We start from the raw sequence: 22,951 nt of genomic DNA, 5'->3' as shown, positions 1-22,951 counted from the left end.
CATTCCACTGAAAGAGGAATGGTGGGCGCGACAGGGATCGAACCTGTGACCCCTACCATGTCAAGGTAGTGCTCTCCCGCTGAGCTACGCGCCCCGGCTGAAGCGTTTCCGCTGCAGCGAGGAGCGGCGTATAGCTTTGGGTCGGAACGGGCGTCAAGGGCCTTTCGTCCGGAAAGAGCGTGTTCCGGTAGCGCAAGCACGCTTTCTCCGATGGCGCCGCCTCCTCCCACGAGGCCTGGGACGCGGCTGTCATGTTGCGCTGCGGCGACAAGGGGTGGAGTAGACGGCAGGCTCGGCACGAGGTTGATTTTCACGGCCGGCTCAAGATTGGCTAGATACTTGATGGGTTATGATTTCGGCAGAAAATTAAACGATCATGTGGGCCATTTTTATTCATAAATTCAAATTTATATCTGTAACAGTTGAAACTCATAATAAGTTATGTTTCTTGAAATGCATGTTAAAAGAAAGATTCTGCTTGAGGTAAGCACGGTGGTGTCATGAATTTTCCATATTGATCGATCCATCCCAGTTTTATGATGTGATTGTTTCAATCGATGTAATGTCGCGGCTTTTTTGCAGATGATCGATCTGGTCCGTATGCTTCTGGCGGGATCGATGATTGGAATGTTCTATCGTCGACGTGTCTGATGCAGGGTGTGTGATTTATATCAGCCCTCGAGACTGCCCGTATCCTGATGTCTGCCTGGCCTCCGTGCTGCAGCAAAGCTGCCATGGGTTGGACACGGTTCCGGCTGCATATTATGCATCACAGGGTCGCCGGTCCGTTGCGAGTGCGAGACGGTGGTTTCCTCGATCAAGAGCGTGTGCGAATCGAACGTGATCAAACGTACAGACATAGCGATCGTCGGCCGTTCGTGCCGGTTGCCCGGCGCTGCCAGCGTCGACGGCCTCTGGCAGCTTCTGAGCGAAGGACGATGCGCCGTTGGCCGCATCCCTGAGGATCGCTGGTCGCTGGAGCGGTTCGGTCACCCGCGCGCTCAGGAGCGCGGCAAGAGCTACACGTGGTCGGCGGGCGTTCTCGACGACATCTGGTCGTTCGATCCCGGCGTGTTCGGCATCTCGCCGCGCGAGGCCGAGCAGATGGACCCGCAGCAGCGGCTTCTCCTCGAACTGACCTGGGAGGCCCTGGAGGATGCGGGTTTGCGTCCCTCCGCCGTGGCGGGGTCGCAGATCGGCGTGTTCGTGGGCGCCTCGTCCCTCGACTACGGCAACCTGCGCGTCCTCGATACGTCGTCGGGCGATGCCTATGCGGCGACCGGCAACACGCTCTCGATCCTGTCCAACCGGATCTCCTATATCTACGATCTGAAGGGGCCGAGCTTCACCGTCGATACGGCCTGTTCCTCCTCCCTCGTGGCGCTCGATGCCGCCGTCGCGGCGATCGCCAGCGGCCGGATCGACACCGCGGTGGTGGCAGGCGTGAACCTGCTCGCGAGCCCGTTCAACTTCATCTGTTTCTCCAACGCGCAGATGCTGTCGCGCACCGGGCTCTGCCAAGCCTTCTCGGCCAATGCCGACGGCTATGTCCGGTCCGAGGGCGGCGTCGTTCTCGTGCTGAAATCGGCGCGTCAGGCGGCCCGCGACGGCGATACCGTGCGCGGCGTCATCGCGGCGAGCGGCGTGAATTCCGACGGCCGGACCACCGGCATCTCCCTGCCCTCCGGCTACGCACAGGGTGCCCTGCTCGAACAGGTCTACCGCGAGGCGGAGATCGATTTCGACGCGGTTGCCTTCGTGGAGGCGCACGGCACCGGCACGGCGGTGGGCGATCCGATCGAGGCCGGCGCCATCGGCGGAAAGATCGGACGTCCCCGCAAGGAGCCGCTGCCGATCGGCTCGATCAAGAGCAACATCGGCCATACCGAGCCGGTCTCGGGGCTCGCCGGTCTTCTGAAGGCAAGTCTCGCCCTGGAGCACGATCTGCTGCCGCCCTCGCTTCACGCGGCCGAGCTCAATCCCGATATCCCCTTCACCAAGCTCAATCTCTCGGTGGTCACCGCGCCGTTGGCGATCCCGCGTGGCCGCGGCGAGCGTTTCGCCGGCGTCAACTCGTTCGGCTTCGGCGGCACCAACGCCCATATCGTCCTCACCGACGGAGCGCCGGCCCCCGCCGCGAGCGATGCCGGGCGCCCGCCCGAATTGCTGCTTCTTTCGGCCCAGAGCCGTGCGGCCCTCAACGAACTCGCCCTCGACTACGCCGAGCGGTTCGAGCAGGCCGATGACGCCCAGACCGTGCGCATCGCCGCCGCCGCCGCCCATCGGCGCGAGCGCCTGTCCACCCGCCTCGCCATGCCCCTCGACGTCGACCTGCCCGCCACCTTGCGCGCGGTCGCCGATGCCGAGGAGACCGATATTGCCCGCGTCGGCACTGCCGTGGACCGCAATGCGGAGGTCGCCTTCGTCTATTCCGGCAACGGCAGCCAATGGGTCGGGATGGGCCGCGAGGCGTATGAGCGCAGCGCCACCTTCCAATCCGCCTTCGACCGGATCGACGTCCTGTTCGCCGAGATCTCGGGCTGGTCGCTGAAGGAAGCCCTGTTCGCCGAGGACCTCGCCGAGCGCATGGTCCTCACCCGGGTCTCGCAGCCCCTGATCTTCGCGATCTCCAGTGCCTCGACCACGGCCCTGAAGGCCGCCGGCCTCGTCCCCTCCTTCGTCCTCGGCCACAGCGTCGGCGAGATCGCGGCCGCCGAGGGTGCCGGCATCCTGAGCCTGGAACAGGCGGTGAAGGTCATCTTCTACCGCAGCCAGCATCAGGAGACGACGCGGGGTCTGGGCACCATGGCCGTGCTGCTGGCGCCCGTCGAGGAGATCGAGATCTTCCTCAAGGATTATCCGAGCCTCGACATCGCGGCCTATAACAGCCCGAAGGCCGTCACCGTGGCGGGCCCCGTCGCCGATATCGACGCGGCCATGAAGGCGCTGGCGCGCAAGCGCCGCCGTGGTCGCAAGCTCGACCTCGCCTATCCCTTCCACGGCCGGCTGATGAACCCGACCGAGAAGCCGCTGCTGCGCGATCTTGCCGGGCTCACGCCTCATCCCGGCGCTATCGCCATGGTGTCCACCGTGACCGGCACGGTGCTCCCCGGGGGGGAGTTCGACGCCGGCTATTGGTGGCGCAACATCCGCGAGCCGGTGCGCTTCTCCGATGCGGTCCAGGAAGCGACCCGCAAGGGTGCCCGGATTTTCGTCGAGGTCGGTCCGCGTGCGACCCTTCTGCCGCATATCGGCGACTGCATCGAGCCCCTCGGCATCGAGAACGCCACGGTGGGCGTTCTCACCAACAAGCCCGTCGGCAGCGACCCCTTCGCCCGCGCCCTGGCCTCGGCCCTCGTCCACGGTGCCGCCGTCGACGAGGCGGTGGTCTTCGGCGAGAACCCGAAGGGCGACGTCGCCCTGCCGTCGTATCCGTGGCAGCGCCGGCCCTTCCGCCTGTCCGAGACATCGGAAGGCGTCGGTGCGGCGACCGCCCGTGTCTATCACCCGCTCTACGGTTCCCGGTTGTCGCCGGACGGGCTCGAATGGCTCGGCCATGTGGACATCGCCACGGTGCCCGATCTCGACGATCACCGCATCGATGGCCAGGCGATCCTGCCGGGTGCGGCCTTCATCGAGATGGCGCTGGGCGTCGCCCGCGAAGCCATGCGCAGCGACGACGTCGTGCTGGCCGAGTTCGAGATCCTGTCGCCGATGGTCTTCGCCGAGGAGGCACTTCGCGAGGTCGCCGTTCGGCTCTCCGGCAGCGGTAATCAGATCCAGATCCTGAGCCGGCCGCGCCTGACCCAGGCGGGCTGGCAGCTGCACGCCTCCGCCAAGGTCGTGGACGGCACCTTCGCCGCCCGGCCGCGGCAGGACATCGACATCCCGGCCGAGAACGCCGTCGAGGGTGCCGGGCTCTATTGCCTCGCCGCCGCCTCCGGCCTCGATTTCGGGCCGAGCTTCCGGCAGGTCGCCCTCAGCGCACGCGTGGACGAGACGACCATCGTCTCCCAATTGAAGCCGGCCGAAGCCGATCTCCGGTTCGGCCTCGTGCCGGCGCGGCTGGACGCCTGTTTCCACGGCCTGATCCTGCTCTTCGCCGACCTGATGGGCGAGGGCTCGACCAAGGCCTACGTTCCGGTGCGCTTCGGCGAGATCAGGCTGATCCGGCCGGGCGCGGTCATCGCGCGGGCGATGATCCGCACCCGGCGCTGCAACGAGCGCAGCATCCTGGCCGACTTCACCTTGGTGGACGAGGCGGGCGAGGTGATCGCCACCCTGCGCGAAGGCCGCTTCCAGGCCCTGCGCACCAAGTCCGGTCAGGATCTCGCCGCCTATGCCATCGCGCAGCGGTCCGAACTCGCCACCGAACCCACCGCGATCCCCCTCGACCGGCGTGCCCGCATCGCCGATGCCGTCCGGCCCGGCATCAAGGCGGCCCTCGCCCCGGCGGATGCGGCCCTCTCGCCGGGCCATCTCCTCCTCGAAGGCTGGGCCACCTCGCTGGCCTACCGCATGGCCGAGGGGCTGCAGCGCTCGGGCACCGTCGCCATCGACGAGCGTGTGCCGGAGGCGATGCGGCCCTGGCTGCTGAACGCCCTCTACGCCCTCGAGAGCAGCGGGCTCGCCACCCTCGACGGAACGCGCTGGACCCTGCGCAAGGATGTCACCCTGCCCGCGCCCGACGAAATCATGCGCTGGATCGCGGCCGACCATCCCGAACTCTCCGCCGAGCTGGTGCTCACCGCGGATCTCGGCGCCGTGGTCGCCCGCCTCGTGGCCGGTGAACTCGCCAGTCCGCCGACCCTGTCGCAGAACGCCCTCGACGCCTTCGTCCTGCGCAGCGCCACCGCCCGCGCATCGTCCGACGTCATCGCGGCTGTCTGCGAGGGAGCACGAGCGGACCTGCCGAAGGACCGCTCGCTGCGCCTTCTCCAGGTCGGGTTCGGGCCGCTCTCAGCGCAGGCCGCCGCCATCGCCGACGACATCGCCGCCCAGCTCACCGTGTTCGAGACCGATCGGCGCCTCGCCGAGCGCGCCCGCCTCGCCCTGCCCCGCGGCGTCACCGTGATCGAGGACGAGGCGGATCTGACGGAGGGCGGCTTCGACGCGATCCTGGCGAGCAACGTCTTGCACCGATCCGAGCGCGGTCTCCTCGGCAAGGTCGCCGATGCCCTCGCCACCGGCGGGTTCCTCTTGGCGGTGGAACCGGGTGCGTCGCTGTTCCGCGACCTCGTCTTCGGCCTGATGCCGGATTGGTTCGAGAGCGTGGACGGCATGCCGCTGGGTCGCCTCGACGACATCACCGGCTGGCAGCGTTCGCTCAGCGATACCGGCCTCGTGCGCATCGCCGTCGACCGGGCCGCCTCGGCCAATGGCGACGATCTTCTCTTCCTCGCCGAGGCGCCGGTGCGGGCCAAGGCCGCCACCGGCCAGACCTTCACCTTCATCATCGGATCGCGGGATTCTTTCGCCGCCGAAACCGCTTCCTCGCTGGCGACGCTCCTCGTCGCCGCCGGCGTCCACGTCTCGATCATCCTCGATTCCGAGCAATCCCTGCTCGAACTCGAACGGGAGACCCCCGACACGGTGGTGTTCCTCGCCGGGGCCTTCGGTGCCGGCGGCGAGGCCGCAGACCGGCTGCGCGAGCGCTGCCTCGGCCTCAAGCGCTGCGTCGAGCATCTTGGGACGCGCCAGACCCGTCTCTGGGTCGTCTGTCCCGGCGCGACGCGCCATGACGGGGCGGGCGCGGTGGAAGCCGGTCTCTGGGCCTTCACCCGCACCCTCGCCAACGAGGTCGCCAATCTCGACATCCGCCGCATCGACCTCACCGAGGCGATGCCGACCAAGATCGCCTCCGAGCGCCTGCGCGACGTGATCCTGTCGGGCACCCCCGAGACGGAGATCGTCCTCGACGTCGATGCCACCCGCGTGATCCGGTTCTCGCCGGGGCAGCTCTCGCGCCGCCCTGCCGTCGATGCGGTGCCCGCGCCGGCCGCGCAGCTGGAGCGCAGCGCCACGGGAGGTCTCAACGACATGCGTTGGGGGCCGGCCGAGCGGCGCACTCCCGGACGCGGTGAGGTAGAGATCGCCGTAGAGGCCACCGGCCTCAATTTCCGCGACGTTCTCTGGGCATTGTCGATGCTTCCCGAGGAGATCCTCGAGGACGGCTTCGCCGGACCGCGCCTGGGTCTCGAAGTCGCCGGCCGTGTGGTTTCGGTGGGCAAGGGCGCCGCGGCGTTCAAGGTCGGCGATCGCGTCGTCGCCTTCGCCCAGTCGGGCTTCTCGACTCACATCGTCGTGCCCGAACTCGTCGTGGCGCCGAGCCCTCCCGGCCTCGACCCGCAGGCGGCGGCGACCGTGCCGGTCGCCTTCCTCACGGCCTATTACAGCCTCGTCAGCTGCGCCCGCCTGCGGCGCGGCGAGTGGGTGCTGGTCCATGGCGGCGCCGGCGGCGTCGGTCTTGCCGCCCTGCAGATCGCCAAGCTGAAGGGCGCGCGCGTCATCGCCACCGCCGGCTCGCGCGAGAAGCGGGCGCTCGTGAAGGCGCTGGGGGCCGAGCACGTCCTCGATTCCCGCTCGCTGGCCTTCGTCGACGAGGTCCGCCGCATCACCGGCGATGGCGTCGGCGTGGTGCTGAACAGCCTGTTCGGCGAGGCGATGGAGCGCAGCCTGAACTGCCTGAAGCCGTTCGGCCGCTTCATCGAACTGGGTAAGCGCGACTACGTCGCCAACACCCATATCGGCCTGCGGCCGTTCCGCCGGAACCTGTCGTATTTCGGCGTCGACCTCGATCAGGTGCTCCAGCACCAGGGTGAGGACGGAGCGCGCCTGTTCCGCGAAGTGATGGCCCTGTTCACGGAAGGCGGTCTCAAGCCCCTGCCGTTCCAGCCCTTCACCGCCGACGAGGTCTCGGACGCGTTCCGGCTGATGCAGCAATCCGGGCATGTGGGGAAGATCGTCATCGCCCCGCCGAAGCCCGGCAGCATCGTGGTCGAGCGCAAGTCCGATTTCCGGGTCTCGGCGGAGGGCGTGCACGTCGTCACCGGCGGGCTCGGCGGCTTCGGCATCGAGGCGGCCCGGTGGCTCGCCGACCGGGGAGCCCGTCACCTCGTGCTCGTCGGGCGAAAGGGCGCATCGAGTCCGGAAGCCAAGCAGGTGGTGGCCGATCTCGCGGTCCGCGGCGTCAGCGTCGCCGCGATGGCCTGCGACATCACCAGCCGCCGGGCGGTGGACGACCTCATCGAGGAGGTCGAAAGCGGCGGCCGCAAGCTCGCCGGCGTGATCCACGGGGCGATGGTGCTGCAGGACGGCCTCATCGCCAATCTCGACGCCGCTTCCCTCGACGCGGTGATCCGCCCGAAGGTCGTCGGGGCCGAGCACCTCGACGCCGCGACGCGGGGCCGGTCGCTCGATTATTTCGTCCTGTTCTCGTCGGCCACGACCTTCATCGGCAATCCCGGCCAAGGGGCCTATGTCGCCGCCAACGGCTTCATGGAGGGCCTCGCCCGTCGTCGCCGCGCGCTGGGACTGCCCGCCCTCGCGGTCGCCTGGGGCGCCATCGGCGATGTCGGCGTGCTCGCCCGCAACCGCGCGGTGATGGAGACCCTGGCGGGCCGTGTCGGCGTCACGCCCATGGACGCCCGCCGCTCCCTCGACCTCATGGCCGAGGCCCTGGAAGGACAGGGCTCGTCACCCGACGATGCCGTCCTCGCCATCGCGTCGATGCACTGGGGCAAGGCGCGCGAGCGCCTCGCCACCATGCGCTCCCCGAGCTACGGCGACCTCGGCTCGGACCAGCAGGCGGAAGCCGGCACGGTGGCCACCATCGATATCGGCGGCCTGCTCAAGAGCCAGGACCTCGATGCCGTGCGCAAGACCGTCTCCGACGCCATCGTCGAGGACATCGCCCGCATCCTGCGCCTGCCCAAGGACGATATCAGCCGCGTGCGCCATCTCTCCGAGATCGGCCTCGATTCGCTGATGGGCGTGGAACTAGGCGCCAGCCTGCAGGAGCGCTTCGCCCTCGACGCGCCGCCTTCGGGCATCTCCTCGGGATTGACCGTGGTGGAATTGGCGGAGACCCTGATCCAGTCGGTGGCCGCCCCCGTGGACGACGCGTCGGCGGCGGTGATGAGTCTGGCCCAGCGCCATGCCAGCGAGGGCGTCGACGTGCGCACCCTCGAGCCGTTCCACGAGCTCGTCGAGCAGAACAGCCTCCAGATCAAAGAAATCCTGCCGTAAGGGAGGGCTGGCCCGAGCCAGCCCTCGTGATCCGCAACTGGAAGACCCTATCCGTATGTCCAACCCACCCCGTCCCGACGGTGGCCGCGCGGCACTCGCGGGCTTCGTCACCAATCGCCTTGGCCGCAACGCCAGCCGTCAGGCCGCCCCGCGCCCGGAGGCGAAGACGACGGACGCCTCGGTGCAGAAGTTCGAGTCCCTGCCCGGCTACCGGGAATTGCGGCTGCAGCGTTCGGCCGCCGACCTGATCGGCCTCGGCAATCCGTTCTTCCGGGTCCACGAGACCAAGGCCGGCGCCACCACGCGCATCGCCGGCAAGGGCTTCATCAATTTCTCGTCCTACGATTACCTCGGGCTCAACGGGCACCCGGATGTGAGCGAGGCGGCGCGCCGCGCCATCGACGAGTACGGCACGTCGGCCTCGGCGAGCCGAATCGTCGCGGGCGAGCGGCCCGGACATCTCAGCCTCGAACAGGCGCTGGCCGAGCATTACGAGACGGAAGCCTGCGTGGTGATGGTGAGCGGGCACGCCACCAACGTCACGACCATCGGCGCCCTGCTCGAACCCGGCGACGTGATCTTCCACGACGCCTTGAGCCACAACAGCATCGTCACCGGGGCGCAGCTCTCGGGCGCCCAGCGCCGCTCCTTCGCCCATAACGATCTCGACGCCCTGGAGACCCTGCTCGGTGCCACCCGGCACGAGCACCGCCGTGCGCTCATCGTGGTGGAGGGTCTCTACAGCATGGACGGCGATGCGCCGGATCTCGCCGGCCTCATCGCTCTGAAGCAGCGCTACGACGCCTGGTTGATGGTGGACGACGCCCATGGCCTCGGCGTCCTCGGCCGGAGCGGGATCGGCCTCGCCGAGCATTGCGACGTCGATCCGCGCCTCGTCGACATCTGGATGGGCACGCTGTCGAAGACGCTGTCCTCCTGCGGCGGCTACATCGCCGGGCCGGCCGCGCTGATCGAGTATCTCAAATGCACCGCCGGCGGCTTCATCTATAGCGTCGGCCTGTCCCCGCCGCTGGCCGCCGCCGCCGAAGCCTCGCTCGCCCTGATGCATGCGGAGCCGCACCGGGTCGAGCGCCTGCGCCAGAACGGCCACCTGTTCCTGTCCTGCGCCAGGAAGCACGGGCTCGATACCGGCACGAGCCTCGGCCTCGCCGTCATTCCCGTCATCGTCGGGGATTCGCTGAAATCGGTGACCCTGTCGGACCGCCTGTACAAGCGCGGCATCAACGTGCAGCCGATCATCCACCCGGCGGTGCCCGAGCGCTCGTCGCGCCTGCGCTTCTTCATCACCTCCGAGCATACGCCCGAGCAGATTCGCGAGACCGTGGCGGCCGTGGCCGAGGAACTCGCCGAGATCGAGAAGGGCGGCTCGCTGATCGAGCAGCTCATGGCCAAGCGCGGCAAGCCCTGAGAGCATCCTGGCCGGCTTGGCCGGGCAGGCGGCGCGGCATCACCCGCGACGAGTGTGATCCTGAGGCCGGCACCATCGGCCGGATGGCGCGACGCGGAAGCCCCCGTATCGCGAGGGCAGCGCGTAACGATCGAGCGATCCGCCGTCCTGCCCCTACGGGGCTCACCCTTCAGAAAGCGCCACCCACGCGGACGCCGGTGGTGATCGGCTGGGACGCCGCCGCGAAGACCGAGAGGACCTTCTTGACCTCGGTGAACGGCGCGTTCGAGACGTAGATCATGTCGCGGTTGCGCATGCGGAAGGCCTGGGTGAGGAACAGGCTGTTGGGGTCGCGCATGTCGAAGCGATAGACCACCGGCACGAGCGGCGTGCCGAGGAGCGGGCTGCCGGGCTTCAGGCGGCGCACCACCGGAGCGGGCTCGAAGCGGAACAGGAAGGTGCCGGTGGGGTCGGCATCGGCGTCGCTCTGGCCGCGCGCCTTGGCCAGCGCCTGCGCCAGGGTGATGCCCTCGGCCTGGAACGGGATCTCGTTGGAGGTGCCCAGTGCTCCGATGGCCAGGAAGGTCTGGGGATCGCGCACCAGGGTGAGGTTATCGTTGGGGCGCAGGTAGATGTTCTCTTTGGGGTTCGACACCACGGTGGTCAGCGGCACCGTTGCCGTCCTGCCGTTGCGCGACAGGCGCACGAAGGTCTCGCTGACCGGGGCTTTCACGCCGCCGGCCGTGGCGATGACATCGAGGATGCGATCGCCCTGGGTGCCGAGCGGGACGCGGGCGCCGCCCACCGCCTCACCCCCGACGGTGACGGATTGCGAGACCGGCCGGCTCACGGTGACGATGACCTGCGGCTGGATCGCCTTGCCGGCGAGTTCGGTCTCGATCAGCGCCTGGACGTCCTGGGCACGGCGCCCCGCGACTTTGATCCGGCCGGCATAGGGCACCGAGATGGCCCCGTCCCGCGAGACGATCTGCTCGGGCAGCTGCGCCGCCTTCGAGCCCGCGGACATCGAGTTGACCGTGAGCGGACCGGAATAGAGGCCCCCCGAGCCAGCTTCGAACACCGAAACGGCGACCGCGTCACCGATCCCGATCACCGGTTCCGAGGGCATGCGTCCGTCACCGAACGAGGACAGCAGGCTGTCGAGGGGGCGTCCGCGCAAGGCCTCCACCACGGCGGAGTTCACCTCGATGAACTCATAGCGGGCGAAGGTCCCCTCGCTCGTCGCCTGATCGCTTCCTTCCACCACGGCGGAGGTCGACGGACCGGCGGCGGGCAGGAAGGCGTTGCAGCCCGACACCGTGACGGCGATGGCGATGGCCAGCGTGGCTTTGGGTAACATCGAACTCTCCTCAGACCCGCCCCCACGACGAGTGTCTTGTCGGATCACGTGTCGGTCGGCGGATACGAACCGTCCGTCAGCGCCGGTCTCGGTCGCCAGCCGTGCCGGCCGGTGCGAGGCCGGTCGTCACGAACGGTCCACTCTTGATAGCGCCAAATCTCTTCGATCGTTTAACGATCGTTCCACTATCCCATTGTCGGAACGATGCGCGGGTCCGCCTCGGTCACGTTCGTGTCAGCACGATGGTGAGGCGATAGCCGATCCCGGTCGCTCTGCCGATCACCCCTTGATGAGTGACCGGAGGAAACGGCCGAGCTCGGGGGCGGTGGAATCGACCCGCTGTGGACCGTCACGGAAGGTTCCGAACCCGAAAACGGCATAGTCCGTGGTCGTGTCGCCGAAGCCCGGCCGGCAGGTGGGCAGGGACGGGGCGTGATCGCCATAGACGCATAGGATCGCATCGCGCCCCTCGAGGCCGGCGATCAGGGTCTCCATGGCCCGGGCGGTATGGGCGACGTGGTGGAGATACTGCGCCAGCGGATCGTCGATGCCGTCGAGCCGGCCGGGCTTCCACGGCCCATGGTTCTCCATGGTCACGGCGAATACGAAGACGGGTGTCGTCGCTGCCTCGACCTCCGCGAGGATGCGCGCCGCCAGGGCCTCGTCGCCGATATACGGCCCAATGCGCGGGGCACCGGCAAAATCCTCCTCCATCACGAGGCGCGCGAAGCCGAACCGCCGCATCACCTCGGCACGATGGAAGAAATCGCGGTGGAAGGGATGCACGAAGACGGTCGCGTATCCCGCCCGCAACGCCCGCCGGGCGATGCTCGCCGGCTCGTCGCCGCCGTTGCTGAGATAGGGATCGTAGCGTCCGAATCCGAGGCTGTCGGGCTCTCTTCCGGTGAGCACCGCATGTTCCGTCCGCATCGTATAGGCGCCGTGGGCCGGGACCGTCAGCCGGCCGTGGCGCGAGGCGCGGGTCCGGATCGTCTCCATGAGCGGCAGGGCCGGCCCGCCGAGCCGCGTCGGGTCGACGAAGGATTCGAGCTGGACGACGACGACCACTGGCGGCGGATGAGATTGGCCGAGGGAGGGGTCGTCGCCTGCCTCCGGCGGCGGTGGTTCGCGTCTCCAGCGCAGGGCATAGGCGATGATCGTGGCCGGCAGCCCATAGCGCGCGCAATCCGCATCGAGATCGGGCCGGGGAAACCGGGCCGCGAGCCACTGCGCCGGACGTCCGGTGCCAAGCGAAGAGGCCAGCCCGACCAGGAGGCATGGCAATCCGATGAGGGCGACGAGGGCGACGCTCGGCTCTTCTGGCAGCGCCGTGGACTCGATCCAGTACCACAGGGCGACCAAGGCGAGGCTCGCCCCGAGGGGGATGGCCATGTGCGGGTCTGTGAGCGGCCGCGTATAGTAGAGGTCTGGATGGCGCGGCACCTGCCGCAGCAGGGCGAAATCGCTGAAGACCAGCGGCTCGCCGATCACTGCCTGTTTCAACCGGCTGACGACGACGAGGATCGCGACGGTGAGAAGGCAGGAGAAGGCCGCGAGCCAGGGACGCCACGAGAAGCAGAACCAGAAAGCCGTGAGCAGCGCGTAGCCGGCAAGGCGCAGGGCCAATTCGGCGGGACGACGGCCGATGGGCCGGCGACCCGCACCGTCCCACGCCTCGATGGCGAGGGAGCCGATCAGTGCCATGGCGAGAGCGGCGGGGATCGTCATGCCTTGTCGCCACCTTTGCCGATCCCCCGCCGCGCCCGGATCAGGCGGACGATGGGGTTCAGCACGGCGTAGCGCAGGCGCATGACGATCTGTGCCCGGCGGCTGAGGGCGAGCTTCGATGGCGCCGCCGCTTCGCGGCTCTCGCTCAGCCGGTCGAGGAGCAGTTCGGGCGTGCACGGCTTCATCGCCACGGGGTCGAGATAGAGCGGGTAGACGAGGAGCGCGCCTGCCACGAGTTCGTCGAGGGCGAGCCGCCGCCCCTTGTCGGCGCCGGGCGCGAGGTCCTCGGTCAGCCCCCAGCCGGCGTAGAAGGGGCGGCCATGGACCGCCACGCTCAAGCCCCGGATCAGGGCCTCGAACCCTGCGAGCGAGGTCATCGTCTCCACATGGTGCGCCCGGTCGAGGAGATCGACGATGGAGAGGCCGGCCACGATCCTGTCGGCCAGGGCCAGAACTTCGGCCTCCGGGATCGCGCCCGGCCGGAACCCGGCCTCCACGTCGGGATGCGGCTTGTAGAGGAGGAAGTCCGTCGGATTGCGGGCGCGGGCCGCGCGCAGGAGTTCGAGATTCGAGCGGACATGCGGCGAGCCGTGCCGCACCGAGGCATCGTCCTCGACCTGGCCCGGCACCAGCACGATGCGCCGGTCCTCGGGCCAACCCGATGCGTCTCCGGACAGGCCGACATTGTATTTCGTCAGGCGCCGTTCCACCACGAGTCGGCGCAGGGCCGATGCCCGGGCCACGAGTTCGGGCGGAAAATCCTCGGTCTTGAGGATGCGCGAGAGGCGGCTTTCGGTGCGGGGATCGTAATAGATGCCGCTGTCGTCCACCACGATGGAGGCGCCCGGCTGCAGGCTCGCCCCGAGGCCGACCGAGCGTAGGAACCCATCCTCGATCCGCGCGAGGGGAATGCCCTGTTCCGCGCAGAGCGCCGGCAGTCGTTCAGGCATCCGCGTCGCCCAGGCGAGGATGCGGGCACGACTGGCCCTGGCCTTCGCCACGGCATCCTCGGCGTTCATGGCGTGGACGGGCTTGCCGGACGGGCCGCCGACGAAGACATCGAGGGCTGGCCGCTTCCAGCGCGAGATGCCGACGAGGACGGTGGGGCGGGAATTGTCCCGGAACCGGCCTTCCAGCCATGCCACCTTGTCGCGGCATTCCCCGAGCGAAATCGGTCTCCGCGTCCATGGGTCGAATGCGTGGATCCCGGCCTCTCCCCCGAACGGCGCGCCGTCGAGCGTCAGACGCAGGGTCGAAAGTCCCTTCGCCGGCGAATCGTAGGGGCTGAGCAGGGGGCCCGGTTCGACGGTGAGAATCGCGCGACCGGCAAGCCGCAGGATCGACGCCGTGAGGCCGCCCCGGCCCCAGACCACGCCGATCGTCCCCGGCGTCCAGACCCGGCCGAAACGGAGGCCTGTCACGGATTCGATCTCAGCCCGCAGGGCCCGGACGGGCCGGCTCGCGGTGAGTAGCGATCCTGTCGCTATCGATGCGGCCGAGGCAGGTGGCGTCGAAAGATGGGGCAACGGCAATCGCTGATCCGGTTCGGGAGGGGCACCCATACGACGATCCGCGCCCTCAGGCGATCCGATCTCGCCTCGCGACGGACCATCGGTGTCGGGGTTCGACGGGGTCGACAAGGCGCCTTGTTGCCGACACATCACGCCCCCAGGAATTCCATCGACGAGGCCGTGCTACGCAATTGCCGCGTTGCACCATTCGTGCAATGAGGGCGACGTACGTGCCCATTCGACACGCCCGCCTAGGGCGCAGGAGCAAGCACTTCCGCATGTTGCCGACACGCGTAGACATCACGCGCGAGAGGCCGGCGACCTTCCTGTTTCTGCAGGGGATCGCCTCGCCGTTCTTCGCCGATCTGGGTCAGGCGCTGCTCAAGCGCGGCCATCAGGTGCGACGTATCAATTTCTCCTCGGGCGACTGGCTGTTCTGGCGCCTCGGCTCGGACAATTATCGTGGCCCCCGCGAGGGCTGGGACGCCTACATCGCCGACTACATCGTCCAGCACGGCGTGACGGATATCGTCCTGTTCGGCGATTGCCGTCCTTATCATGTCGCCGCGCGCGAAGCAGCCGAGCCCTTCGGCATCCGCATCCATGTGTTCGAAGAAGGTTACCTGCGGCCGAACTGGATCACGTGTGAGCTCGGCGGCGTCAACGGCCATTCCTCGCTGCCCCGCTGTGCGGACGAGATCCGCGCCATCGCCCGCCGCCTGCCGCGGCCCGGTCGCGCGATGCCGGCGAGCGGCGACATGGCCCGCCGCAGCCTTTGGGACGTGGCCTACAACATCGCCAATATCGGGTTTCCCTACTTCTTCCCGCATTTCCGTAGCCATCGGCCGATTCATGTGGCGGCCGAATATGTGGGTTGGATCAAGAAGTTCGCCGGCCGGAGCCGCACGCGGCGCCAGGCACGGGAGCTCAACGAGATCTATGCGGCGCGCAAGGAGGAGTACTTCCTGCTGCCGCTGCAACTCGACAGCGACTATCAGATCCGTGTCCACTCGCCCTTCCTCGGGGTGGAAGGGTTCATGGATCGCGTCATCGCATCCTTTGCCGCCCATGCGTCCGAGAGCTCGAGACTGCTGATCAAGCTCCACCCGCTCGACAGTGGACTGGTGAACTGGCGCAAGCACGCCCGTAACTCCGCCCGGCGCCACGGTGTGGACGAGCGGCTCGATTTCATCGATGGCGGCGACCTGCCCAAGCTCATCGCCGGCAGCCGGGGCGTGGTGCTCGTGAACAGCACAGTCGGGATGCTGTCCCTCGAACTCGGACGTCCGACCGTCGCCGCGGGCGAGGCGATCTACAACCTGCCCGGCCTGACCCATCAGGGCGGCCTCGACACGTTCTGGACGAAGCCCGAAGCACCGGACATGGCGCTGATGGCGGATTTCCGCCGTGTCGTCCTTCACCGGACCCAGGTGAATGGCGGCTTCTTCTCCCGCCCGTCCATCGACCGGGCTGTGGCCGGCAGCGTCCTGCGGCTGGAATCCAGGCTTCCGGCCCCGGCCCTGGCGGCGGCACAGGCGATCCGCGAACGCTCGACGAGAACCCCAGAACTCGCTCCCGTCTACTGAGCGATCGCCGCGCCTCGGTTCATTCCGAGCAGGCCGCTGCGTCCCGTTATCGGTACGGCATGATCTCCTCCCAGAGCGGGTTCCCGTTTGCCGGAATGATGCTCTAGAACAGGCCCATGCCCGTCATCCTCATCACCGGTGCCTCGAGCGGTATCGGCGCGGCCCTTGCCCGGCATTACGCCGCGCCCGGCACACACCTCGTTCTCAATGCGCGCGGCATCGACAGGCTGAATGCCGTCGCCGCCGCGTGCCGCGATCTCGGCGCAACCGTGTCGATCCGTTCCCTCGACGTGCGCGACAGGCCGGCCGTGGCCGAATGGCTGCGCGAAACCCACGCGGCCGCGCCCCTCGATCTCGTCATCGTCAATGCCGGCATCAATGGCGGCCATCCCGGCGGAGAGATCGAGACCGAGGCGATGGCGTTCGAGACCGTGGACGTGAATCTCAACGGTGCCCTGAACGTCGCCCTGCCCTGCGTCACCCTGATGCTGGCGCGTGGCAGCGGCCAGATCGCCCTGGTCTCGTCGCTCGCCGCCTTCGCGCCCCTGCCCGACGCTCCGGCCTATAGCGGCACCAAGGCGGCACTGCTCGCGCATGGCCTGGCCTTGCGCGCCAAGCTCGCCCCCCGAGGCGTCAAGATGAACGTGGTGACGCCCGGCTATGTGAAGACCACCATGGGCGGGGATTACGAGGGCTGGCGCCCGATGGAGATGAGCGCCGAGGAGGCGGCCGCCCGTATCGCGCGCGGCCTCGCGCGCGATCTCGACATCATCGCCTTTCCCGAGCCCCTCGCCTCCCTGGCGCGCGGATCGGCCCTGCTGCCGGAGGGACTGCGCCGCCGCTCCATGCGCGGCTTCCGGTTCAAGGTCGGACGCAACAAACGATGACCCGCCCGCGCATCGCCCTGTTCGTGCTGGAGGCCCTGCCGAATGCCCGTGCCGTACGCCGGTTCGTGCGGGATCACGCCGAGGATATCGCTTTCGTCGGCCTGTCGAATGCCGAGCGTCCGAGTTCCGGCGGCTTAAGTGGTCAGGTCCGGCGACACCTCGCCCGCTCCGGCCCGGCTTTCCTGCCCTATCTCGCGGTGAATTTCGGCCTGCCCGATCTGCTGGCTCCGGCATCGGGGCTGCTGAGGCGGTTGACCGGGGCCGGAGACGCGACCACGGCGACGCCGCTCAAGGCGTTGTGCCGAACGCTCGGTATTCCGACCCTGCGGATCGACGACGTCAACGGACCGGACGCGGCCCGGGCCTTCGAGGCCCATGCTCCGGATCTCATCGTCGCGTTCCATTTCGACCAGATCTTTTCGGCCGCGACCCTGTCGCTGGCGCCGCTCGGGGGACTCAACCTCCATCCCGGCCTGCTGCCGCGCCATCGCGGGCCGGTTCCGACGATCCACGCTCTGGCGGAAGAGAATCCCGCCTTCGGAGTCACGATCCATCGCCTGACGCCCGCCATCGACGCGGGGGCGATCCTCGCGCAGGAAGCATCGGACCTGCCGTCCGGCACCACCGCCACCCGTGCCGCGATCCTGCTGCATGAGCGAGGGCGCATCCTGCTCGACCGGGTGCTGGACGAGATCGCATCCGACACGCTGAAGGAGGGGATCACGCCGGAGGCCCTGCCCTATTGCCACTTCCCGGACCGCGCGCTGCTCACGCGTCTGGCCAGCCAAGGGCGAAAGCTCATCGACAGCGCCGACTTGCGGGCTGCGCTGGGCGTGAATGCGAAGGCCTGAATACGTGTCGCAAACAGATCGCGCGGGCGGCTTCGCTGGACTGGTCGGCCGATAGGCTGCGCGACCTATCGAACGGCTGGAGAAACGGTCTCGAACGACCGCCATCGCCATTGGGCTACACCCGGGCCGGCACGGCGGTATCATGGCCTTGTTTCCAAACGAACATGGCCCGATCCAGAGGATCGAGCCATGTCGTTGACCGTCGAATTGGCTTGCCGGGGGCGCGGTGCGCTCCGGCGGGCGGTGACTTCAGAGGCCGCCGAACTTGTAGTTGAAGCCGGCCTTGATCAGGTTGCCCTCGGTGCTGAACCGCGAGGTGTAGGAACCGGTGGAGGGAGCGCCGAGGCCCGTGTTGTTCACCAGCACGTTGCGGCTGCCGAGATCGTAATGCAGGTACTCGGCCTTCAGCGTGATGGCGCTGGCGCCGATGAAGCTGCCGATGAAGTTGAACCGGTTGAGGAAGCTGTCGGTGGGGATCGCCCACTCGATGCCGCCGCCATAGGCGTAACCGGTCTCCATGTCGTTGTAGCGGCCGGCATAGGCCAGAGCGCCGGCGCCGTTGAAGAAGTTGGCGCCGTAATTGACGTTGCCATAGGCGAAACCGCCGGTGCCGTAGACCAGGACCGTGTCGAAAGCGTAGCCGATGCGGCCCTGGACGGTGCCGAGATAGTCGAGGCGCTGGCGCAGGTTAGCGGGATTGAGGGGGCCTCCCACAGTGCTGCTGGGGCCGAAATAGGCGTAGCTCTTGCTGATGTCCGTCCAAGTCACGTCGGCATTGACGCCGAGGACGAAGCCCGAACCGGGGGTGAGCTGGTAGTTGTAGCCGATGCCGCCACCGACATTGCCGATGCCGTCCTGCTCGGAGCGGAAGGTGCCGGGACGACGGTCCAGGCGCACGTTCTCGCGCGTGTTGAACTCGTTGCCGGTGGTGCGGATCGTCTGATTGTCGCTCCAGGCGTAGGAGCTATGGGTGCCGAGGTAGAAGCCGGTCCAGGTGAAGACCGGGACGGGCGAGAACACTGCCGGGGGAGCGGCGCGGCGCGGAAGGTCCGCGGCCGAAGCGGCGCCGGCCAGAAGAACGGAGGCGGTGCCGGCGAGAAGAAGCTTCGCGATCATGATGAGGATTGTCCGTGGGGGCTGACCTTGAGGTCAAATTAGCCCCTCCCCCACGGCTCGCCTATGACCCGCGAGCCACACCCTAACGTAGAAACGAGCGTCGTAGGCCGATCTCTATCGATACGGCGGCGGCCCCCCTCAGAAATTCCGTTCTGCGGAGCGAAAATCCGAAGACATCGAGATCGGTAACGTTTCGATCATCTTTGCTTCAACACTGGGCCTCCTGCCGAAATCGTGCCGGTCTATGCGAAGGTCGGGCGAAGTTCTGGAGGATGGCCTGGCAAGAACGATGCCGCTACCAGCTCGATCCGGTGCGGCATCGTTGCCTCGGCCTCTCGCCCGGCCATGGGCCGGCCATACGAAAACGGCCCGGTCTTGGACCGGGCCGCGTCGTCAGCGCGAGAACTTCTTGTACTTGATCTTCTTCGGCATGAGGGAATCGGCGCCGAGGCGGCGCTTCTTGTCCTCCTCGTAATCCGAGAAGTTGCCCTCGAACCATTCCACATGGCTCTCGCCCTCGAAGGCGAGGATGTGGGTCGCGATGCGGTTCAGGAACCAGCGATCGTGGCTGATGATCACGGCGCAGCCGGCATAATCCTCCAGCGCCTCTTCGAGCGCCCGCAGGGTCTCCATGTCGAGATCGTTGGTGGGCTCGTCGAGGAGCAGCACGTTGGCGCCGCCCTTTAGCGTGCGGGCCAGGTGCACGCGGTTACGCTCACCGCCCGACAGCGTGCCGACCTTCTTCTGCTGGTCGGAACCCTTGAAGGCGAAAGCCGCGCAATAGGCGCGGGAATTGATCTCGCGCTTGTTGAAATAGATGATGTCGTTGCCGCCCGAGACCTCCTGCCAGACCGTTGCGCCGGGATCGAGGGCGTCGCGCGACTGGTCGACATAGCCGAGATGCACGGTCTCTCCGACGGAGATGGTGCCGCCGTCGGGCTTCTCCTGGCCGGTGATCATCTTGAACAAGGTCGTCTTGCCGGCGCCGTTCGGCCCGATGACGCCGACGATGCCGCCGGGCGGCAGCTTGAACGACAGGTCCTCGATCAGCAGCCGGTCGCCGAACGCCTTGTTGAGGTGGTCGAACTCGATGACGTTGTTGCCGAGCCGCTCGTCGATGGGGATGACGATCTGGGCCGAAGCGTCGATCTTGTCGTTCTGCTTGGCCACCAGCTCGTCGTAGCGGGTGATGCGGGCCTTCGACTTCGACTGGCGCGCCTTGGGCGAGGCCGAGATCCATTCCTGCTCGCGGTTGATGGCGCGCTGGCGGGCCATGTCCTCGCGGCCTTCCTGGGCGAGGCGCTTCTGCTTCTGGATCAGCCAGGCCGAGTAGTTGCCCTCGTAGGGGTAGCCGCGGGTGCGGTCGAGCTCGAGGATCCAGCCGGTGACGTTGTCGAGGAAGTAGCGATCGTGGGTCACGATCAGGATCGCGCCGGGATATTGCTTCAGGTGGCCTTCGAGCCAGTTCACCGTCTCGGCGTCGAGATGGTTGGTGGGCTCGTCGAGGAGCAGCAGTTCCGGCTCCCAGAGCAGCAGCTTGCAGAGCGCCACGCGGCGGCGCTCGCCGCCCGACAGGGTGGCGACGGGCTGCTCGTCGCTGGGGCAGCCCAGCGCCTCCATGGCCTGATTGACCTTGGAATCGAGTTCCCACAGATCCTTGGCTTCGATCTGGTCCTGGAGGGCGGTCATCTCGTCCGCCGTCTCCTCGGAATAGTTCATGGCGAGTTCGTTGTAGCGGTCGAGCAGCGCCTGCTTCTCGGCGACGCCCTCCATCACGTTCTCGCGCACCGACTTGTTCGGATCGAGCTGCGGCTCCTGCGGGAGGTAGCCGACGCGGGCGCCCTGGGCGACGAAGCCCTCGCCGGTCCACTCGGTGTCGATGCCGGCCATGATCTTGAGCAGGGTCGACTTGCCCGAGCCGTTGATGCCGAGCACGCCGATCTTGGCGTCCGGATAGAACGACAGGTTGACGTTGTCTAAGATCTTCTTGCCGCCGGTATAGGTCTTGGTGAGACCCTTCATGTGGTAGATGAATTCGCGCGCCATGAGCGTCCGGTATCCTTGACTGTTGCGGGGCGGCTTGGCGCGGGGGCGCTGGATCGGCCGCCGGAAATGGCGTGGGTGGGCCTTGCCGCGGAGGTCGCGCGCCATGAAAAGCGGCGCGCGTTGCTCCGGTCTGCCCGGGCCGTCCCGCGTGCGGCGGCGTCGAACGGCGGCGAGCCGTCCTCGAAACCGCACCGCGTCGGACGATGGCTGGAAGTATCAGGGCGACGGGTCAGCGGCAAGAACGGGTATGCTGCGCGAGCGGGCGAAGGCCGGTCTTTCCGAGCCCGCCCCGTCGTCGGATCACGCGAACGGGTTCTCGACCGTCCGGGAGTTCGATGCGGCGCGCGGCGCCTCGTCCGGCAGGTCGCTGGCTTCGAGCGCGGCCACGATCGCGTCGGCGACCGCCTTGAGCTTGCGTGCGCGATCCAGTCCCATCCTGTCGCGCGGCAGGTCGAGGCTGCCGTGAACGGCGATCGACCCCGACCCGTTCTCCACGGAGAGCCCCCCGATGGTCTCCACGGTGGCGTCGTCCGCGAAGGGCGTGAAGGTCGGGGGAGTCGCCTCCGTCTCGGCCGTCGTCTTCATGTCCGTCTTCCCCGCATCGTCAGAAGATCGACCTCAGCACCTCGCGGAGGAGGCGCCGCGCGATGCGGTGAAGCGCTGCGAGCGCCCATTCGCCGAATCCCGGTTCCTCGCGCATGCGCCCTTTTGGACGCTCGCCGGCCGTGTCGCCCCTGGAATAGGTGCGCGGCTCGGGCAGGTCCATCGCCGTCGCGACGAGGCCGGGAAAGACGTCGATGCCCGACAGGGTGGTCAGTTCGCCGAGGGGGACCGACCGCCATTCGGCATCGGCCCGGTTCGCCGCGAGATAGGCCGCCGCCTCCCTCCGCGCGGGATCGTAGACCGCCTTGAAAAGGGAGGTGGGCACGAGGACGCGGCCGTCGAGGGAATCGATGGTGCTGCCCGCATAGATCGTCCCGGTGACCACGAAGAGGCGCCCGCGCGCGACCGCGAGGCGGCGGACGCTCTCCTCGATCGCCGCCCACAGGCCCCGGTTCAGGGTACGATCCTGGGGCACGACATTGGCGAGACTGAACGATTCGGCCTGCGCCGCCGCGCTCGGCATATCTCCGGCCGGCGCCATGTGGCCTCGGTCGAACCCGCTCCGGACGTAATCGTCGAGCCGGGCGCGGACGGAATTCGGCAGGCGGTCCTCCTCGTGGAAGGAATCCGTCCGGTCGACGGTCCGCGCTTTGGCGACGCTCGCCCGCGTCAGGAGTTCGGAAGCGTAGACGGGGGTGCGCGACACGCCCGAATGCAGCACCGCGAAGGCTTCGTAGCAAAGGCTCGTCGTCTCGCGGGCGAGCTTACGGTTGACGAGAACCGGCTCCTGTCCGTTCGCGAAGATCGAGGCGCAGGCAAACCCCGCCTCGCCCTCGCTCGCCGGCCACGCCAGCCCGACGAGGAGGAGGCATGCCGCAGCCGAGCGCCGCCCGTTCCGCCGAACCGGAATGCTCAATGGCAGATCCGCACCTTGCGCGTGCCCGAGGGCGTCGGCCGCCAGCGATAGGCGCAGGGCCGGCCGAGTGTGCCGCCGAACGGCTCGACCCGGCGGTCGGGTTGCTGCGACGAGCCTGGATTCCGGCAGCCGTCGAGCCTGTCGCAGGGCAGCTTCAATTCGAGGACGGGCGCCGGGATCGAGAGCGGCGAGGCCACTAAGGGTTCAGGACAAAGCGTCACACAGGCCAGGAGCCCCATCGACAGTAGTGCGGACAGGCGGCGAAAGCAGTTCATCTCGGCTCGCAGCGAAGTCGTCGATGGCGGAAAAGCCATTCTTCGACATTGATCGATCGGCCGCAAATCCTTAACTCCCGTGGCCGTTCGAACGCTCAAAAGCTTGGGAAGCGGTCAGCGGCTCTGCAACGTCGGCGTGGTATTGACCGATAGTGGCGTTATAGTGCGCGACGACCTCGCGGCGCGGAACGTTGTCATCACCAGGATCGTCGGCCCCTGCCCGAAGCCGATAGCGGCAGGTGGGGCGCCCTGTCGATCCGATATCAGATTCAAAGAAGTGAGTGAGCCATTGTCACGGATAGAAACCTCGATCCTCGACGGGCTTGACGAGACGTCTGCTCTTCGCGCGCTTCCCGAGAGCCAGCTTCAGGCGGTGGCGGACGCTGTGCGTCAGGAGATGATCGACGCGGTGTCGGT

14 protein-coding genes and 1 tRNA gene are annotated in these 22,951 nt (G+C 67.8%); 6 read left to right on the top strand and 9 right to left on the bottom strand.

Annotated elements, in window-relative coordinates; all coding sequences use genetic code 11:
- Positions 1-19: 19 nt before the first annotated feature.
- Positions 20-94: transfer RNA gene (locus FV220_RS06910), tRNA-Val, on the bottom strand.
- Between the two features lie 746 nt (positions 95-840).
- Between FV220_RS06910 and FV220_RS06905 the strand changes: the two genes are divergently transcribed.
- Together FV220_RS06905 and FV220_RS06900 are read left to right on the top strand one after the other, a co-directional pair.
- A complete protein-coding gene (locus tag FV220_RS06905; RefSeq protein WP_147830364.1) occupies positions 841-8,247 on the top strand; it encodes a type I polyketide synthase in 7,407 nt (2,468 codons plus the stop codon).
- 55 nt (positions 8,248-8,302) lie between these two features.
- The gene (locus FV220_RS06900) at positions 8,303-9,676 is read left to right on the top strand and encodes an aminotransferase class I/II-fold pyridoxal phosphate-dependent enzyme (RefSeq protein WP_018044375.1); all 1,374 of its coding nucleotides are present in this window, start codon (positions 8,303-8,305) and stop codon (positions 9,674-9,676) included.
- Between the two features lie 169 nt (positions 9,677-9,845).
- Here the strand turns inward: FV220_RS06900 and FV220_RS06895 are convergent, their stop codons facing one another.
- From FV220_RS06895 to FV220_RS06885, 3 genes are all read right to left on the bottom strand, one after another.
- Entirely contained in the window at positions 9,846-11,015 is a 1,170-nt protein-coding gene (locus tag FV220_RS06895; protein ID WP_018044376.1) for a polysaccharide biosynthesis/export family protein, read from the bottom strand.
- A 279-nt stretch (positions 11,016-11,294) separates the two neighbouring features.
- Positions 11,295-12,743: an LTA synthase family protein gene (locus FV220_RS06890; protein WP_147830362.1), complete on the bottom strand. Its 1,449-nt coding sequence runs from the start codon at positions 12,741-12,743 to the stop codon at positions 11,295-11,297.
- Positions 12,740-14,230: a capsular biosynthesis protein gene (locus FV220_RS06885; protein WP_348642063.1), complete on the bottom strand. Its 1,491-nt coding sequence runs from the start codon at positions 14,228-14,230 to the stop codon at positions 12,740-12,742. The genes FV220_RS06890 and FV220_RS06885 overlap by 4 nt, the downstream gene beginning before the upstream one ends.
- Before the next feature lie 302 nt (positions 14,231-14,532).
- On the opposite strand from FV220_RS06885, the gene FV220_RS06880 reads away from it, so the two are divergent.
- The 3 genes from FV220_RS06880 (at position 14,533) to FV220_RS06870 (ending at position 17,578) form a co-directional block, all read left to right on the top strand.
- A complete protein-coding gene (locus tag FV220_RS06880) occupies positions 14,533-15,840 on the top strand; it encodes a capsular biosynthesis protein (protein WP_147830357.1) in 1,308 nt (435 codons plus the stop codon).
- A 116-nt stretch (positions 15,841-15,956) separates the two neighbouring features.
- Positions 15,957-16,727, top strand: a complete 771-nt coding sequence (locus tag FV220_RS06875) for an SDR family NAD(P)-dependent oxidoreductase (protein WP_147830356.1) — start codon at positions 15,957-15,959, stop codon at positions 16,725-16,727.
- Positions 16,724-17,578: a formyltransferase family protein gene (locus FV220_RS06870; protein ID WP_147830354.1), complete on the top strand. Its 855-nt coding sequence runs from the start codon at positions 16,724-16,726 to the stop codon at positions 17,576-17,578. The genes FV220_RS06875 and FV220_RS06870 overlap by 4 nt, the downstream gene beginning before the upstream one ends.
- A 249-nt stretch (positions 17,579-17,827) precedes the next feature.
- Here FV220_RS06870 and FV220_RS06865 read toward each other — a convergent pair whose 3' ends face one another.
- The 5 genes from FV220_RS06865 to FV220_RS06845 all read right to left on the bottom strand — a co-directional run bounded on the left by FV220_RS06865 (position 17,828) and on the right by FV220_RS06845 (position 22,456).
- Entirely contained in the window at positions 17,828-18,694 is an 867-nt protein-coding gene (locus FV220_RS06865) for a porin family protein (protein ID WP_147830351.1), read from the bottom strand.
- Positions 18,695-19,087: 393 nt separating this feature from the next.
- On the bottom strand, positions 19,088-20,740 hold the full coding sequence (gene ettA / locus FV220_RS06860) for an energy-dependent translational throttle protein EttA (protein WP_026176022.1): 1,653 nt from the start codon (positions 20,738-20,740) through the stop codon (positions 19,088-19,090).
- 300 nt (positions 20,741-21,040) lie between these two features.
- Positions 21,041-21,325 carry a hypothetical protein gene (locus tag FV220_RS06855; RefSeq protein ID WP_147830349.1) on the bottom strand — a complete coding sequence of 95 codons (285 nt, stop codon included), beginning with the start codon at positions 21,323-21,325 and terminating at the stop codon, positions 21,041-21,043.
- 19 nt (positions 21,326-21,344) lie between these two features.
- On the bottom strand, positions 21,345-22,259 hold the full coding sequence (locus FV220_RS06850) for a DNA/RNA non-specific endonuclease (protein WP_147830347.1): 915 nt from the start codon (positions 22,257-22,259) through the stop codon (positions 21,345-21,347).
- Positions 22,256-22,456 (bottom strand): hypothetical protein, encoded by a 201-nt coding sequence (locus FV220_RS06845; protein ID WP_147830345.1) that lies wholly within the window; start codon positions 22,454-22,456, stop codon positions 22,256-22,258. The genes FV220_RS06850 and FV220_RS06845 overlap by 4 nt, the downstream gene beginning before the upstream one ends.
- 307 nt (positions 22,457-22,763) lie before the next feature.
- Here FV220_RS06845 and FV220_RS25775 point away from each other — a divergent pair.
- Positions 22,764-22,951: hypothetical protein (locus FV220_RS25775; RefSeq protein ID WP_246689397.1), on the top strand; the 188-nt coding region annotated here is incomplete at its 3' end.

The organism is Methylobacterium sp. WL19, from assembly GCF_008040005.1.
Taxonomy (GTDB): Bacteria; Pseudomonadota; Alphaproteobacteria; order Rhizobiales; family Beijerinckiaceae; genus Methylobacterium; species Methylobacterium bullatum.
Note: the sequence above shows the minus strand (reverse complement) of the source record. Positions and strands in the feature narration are given on the sequence as shown.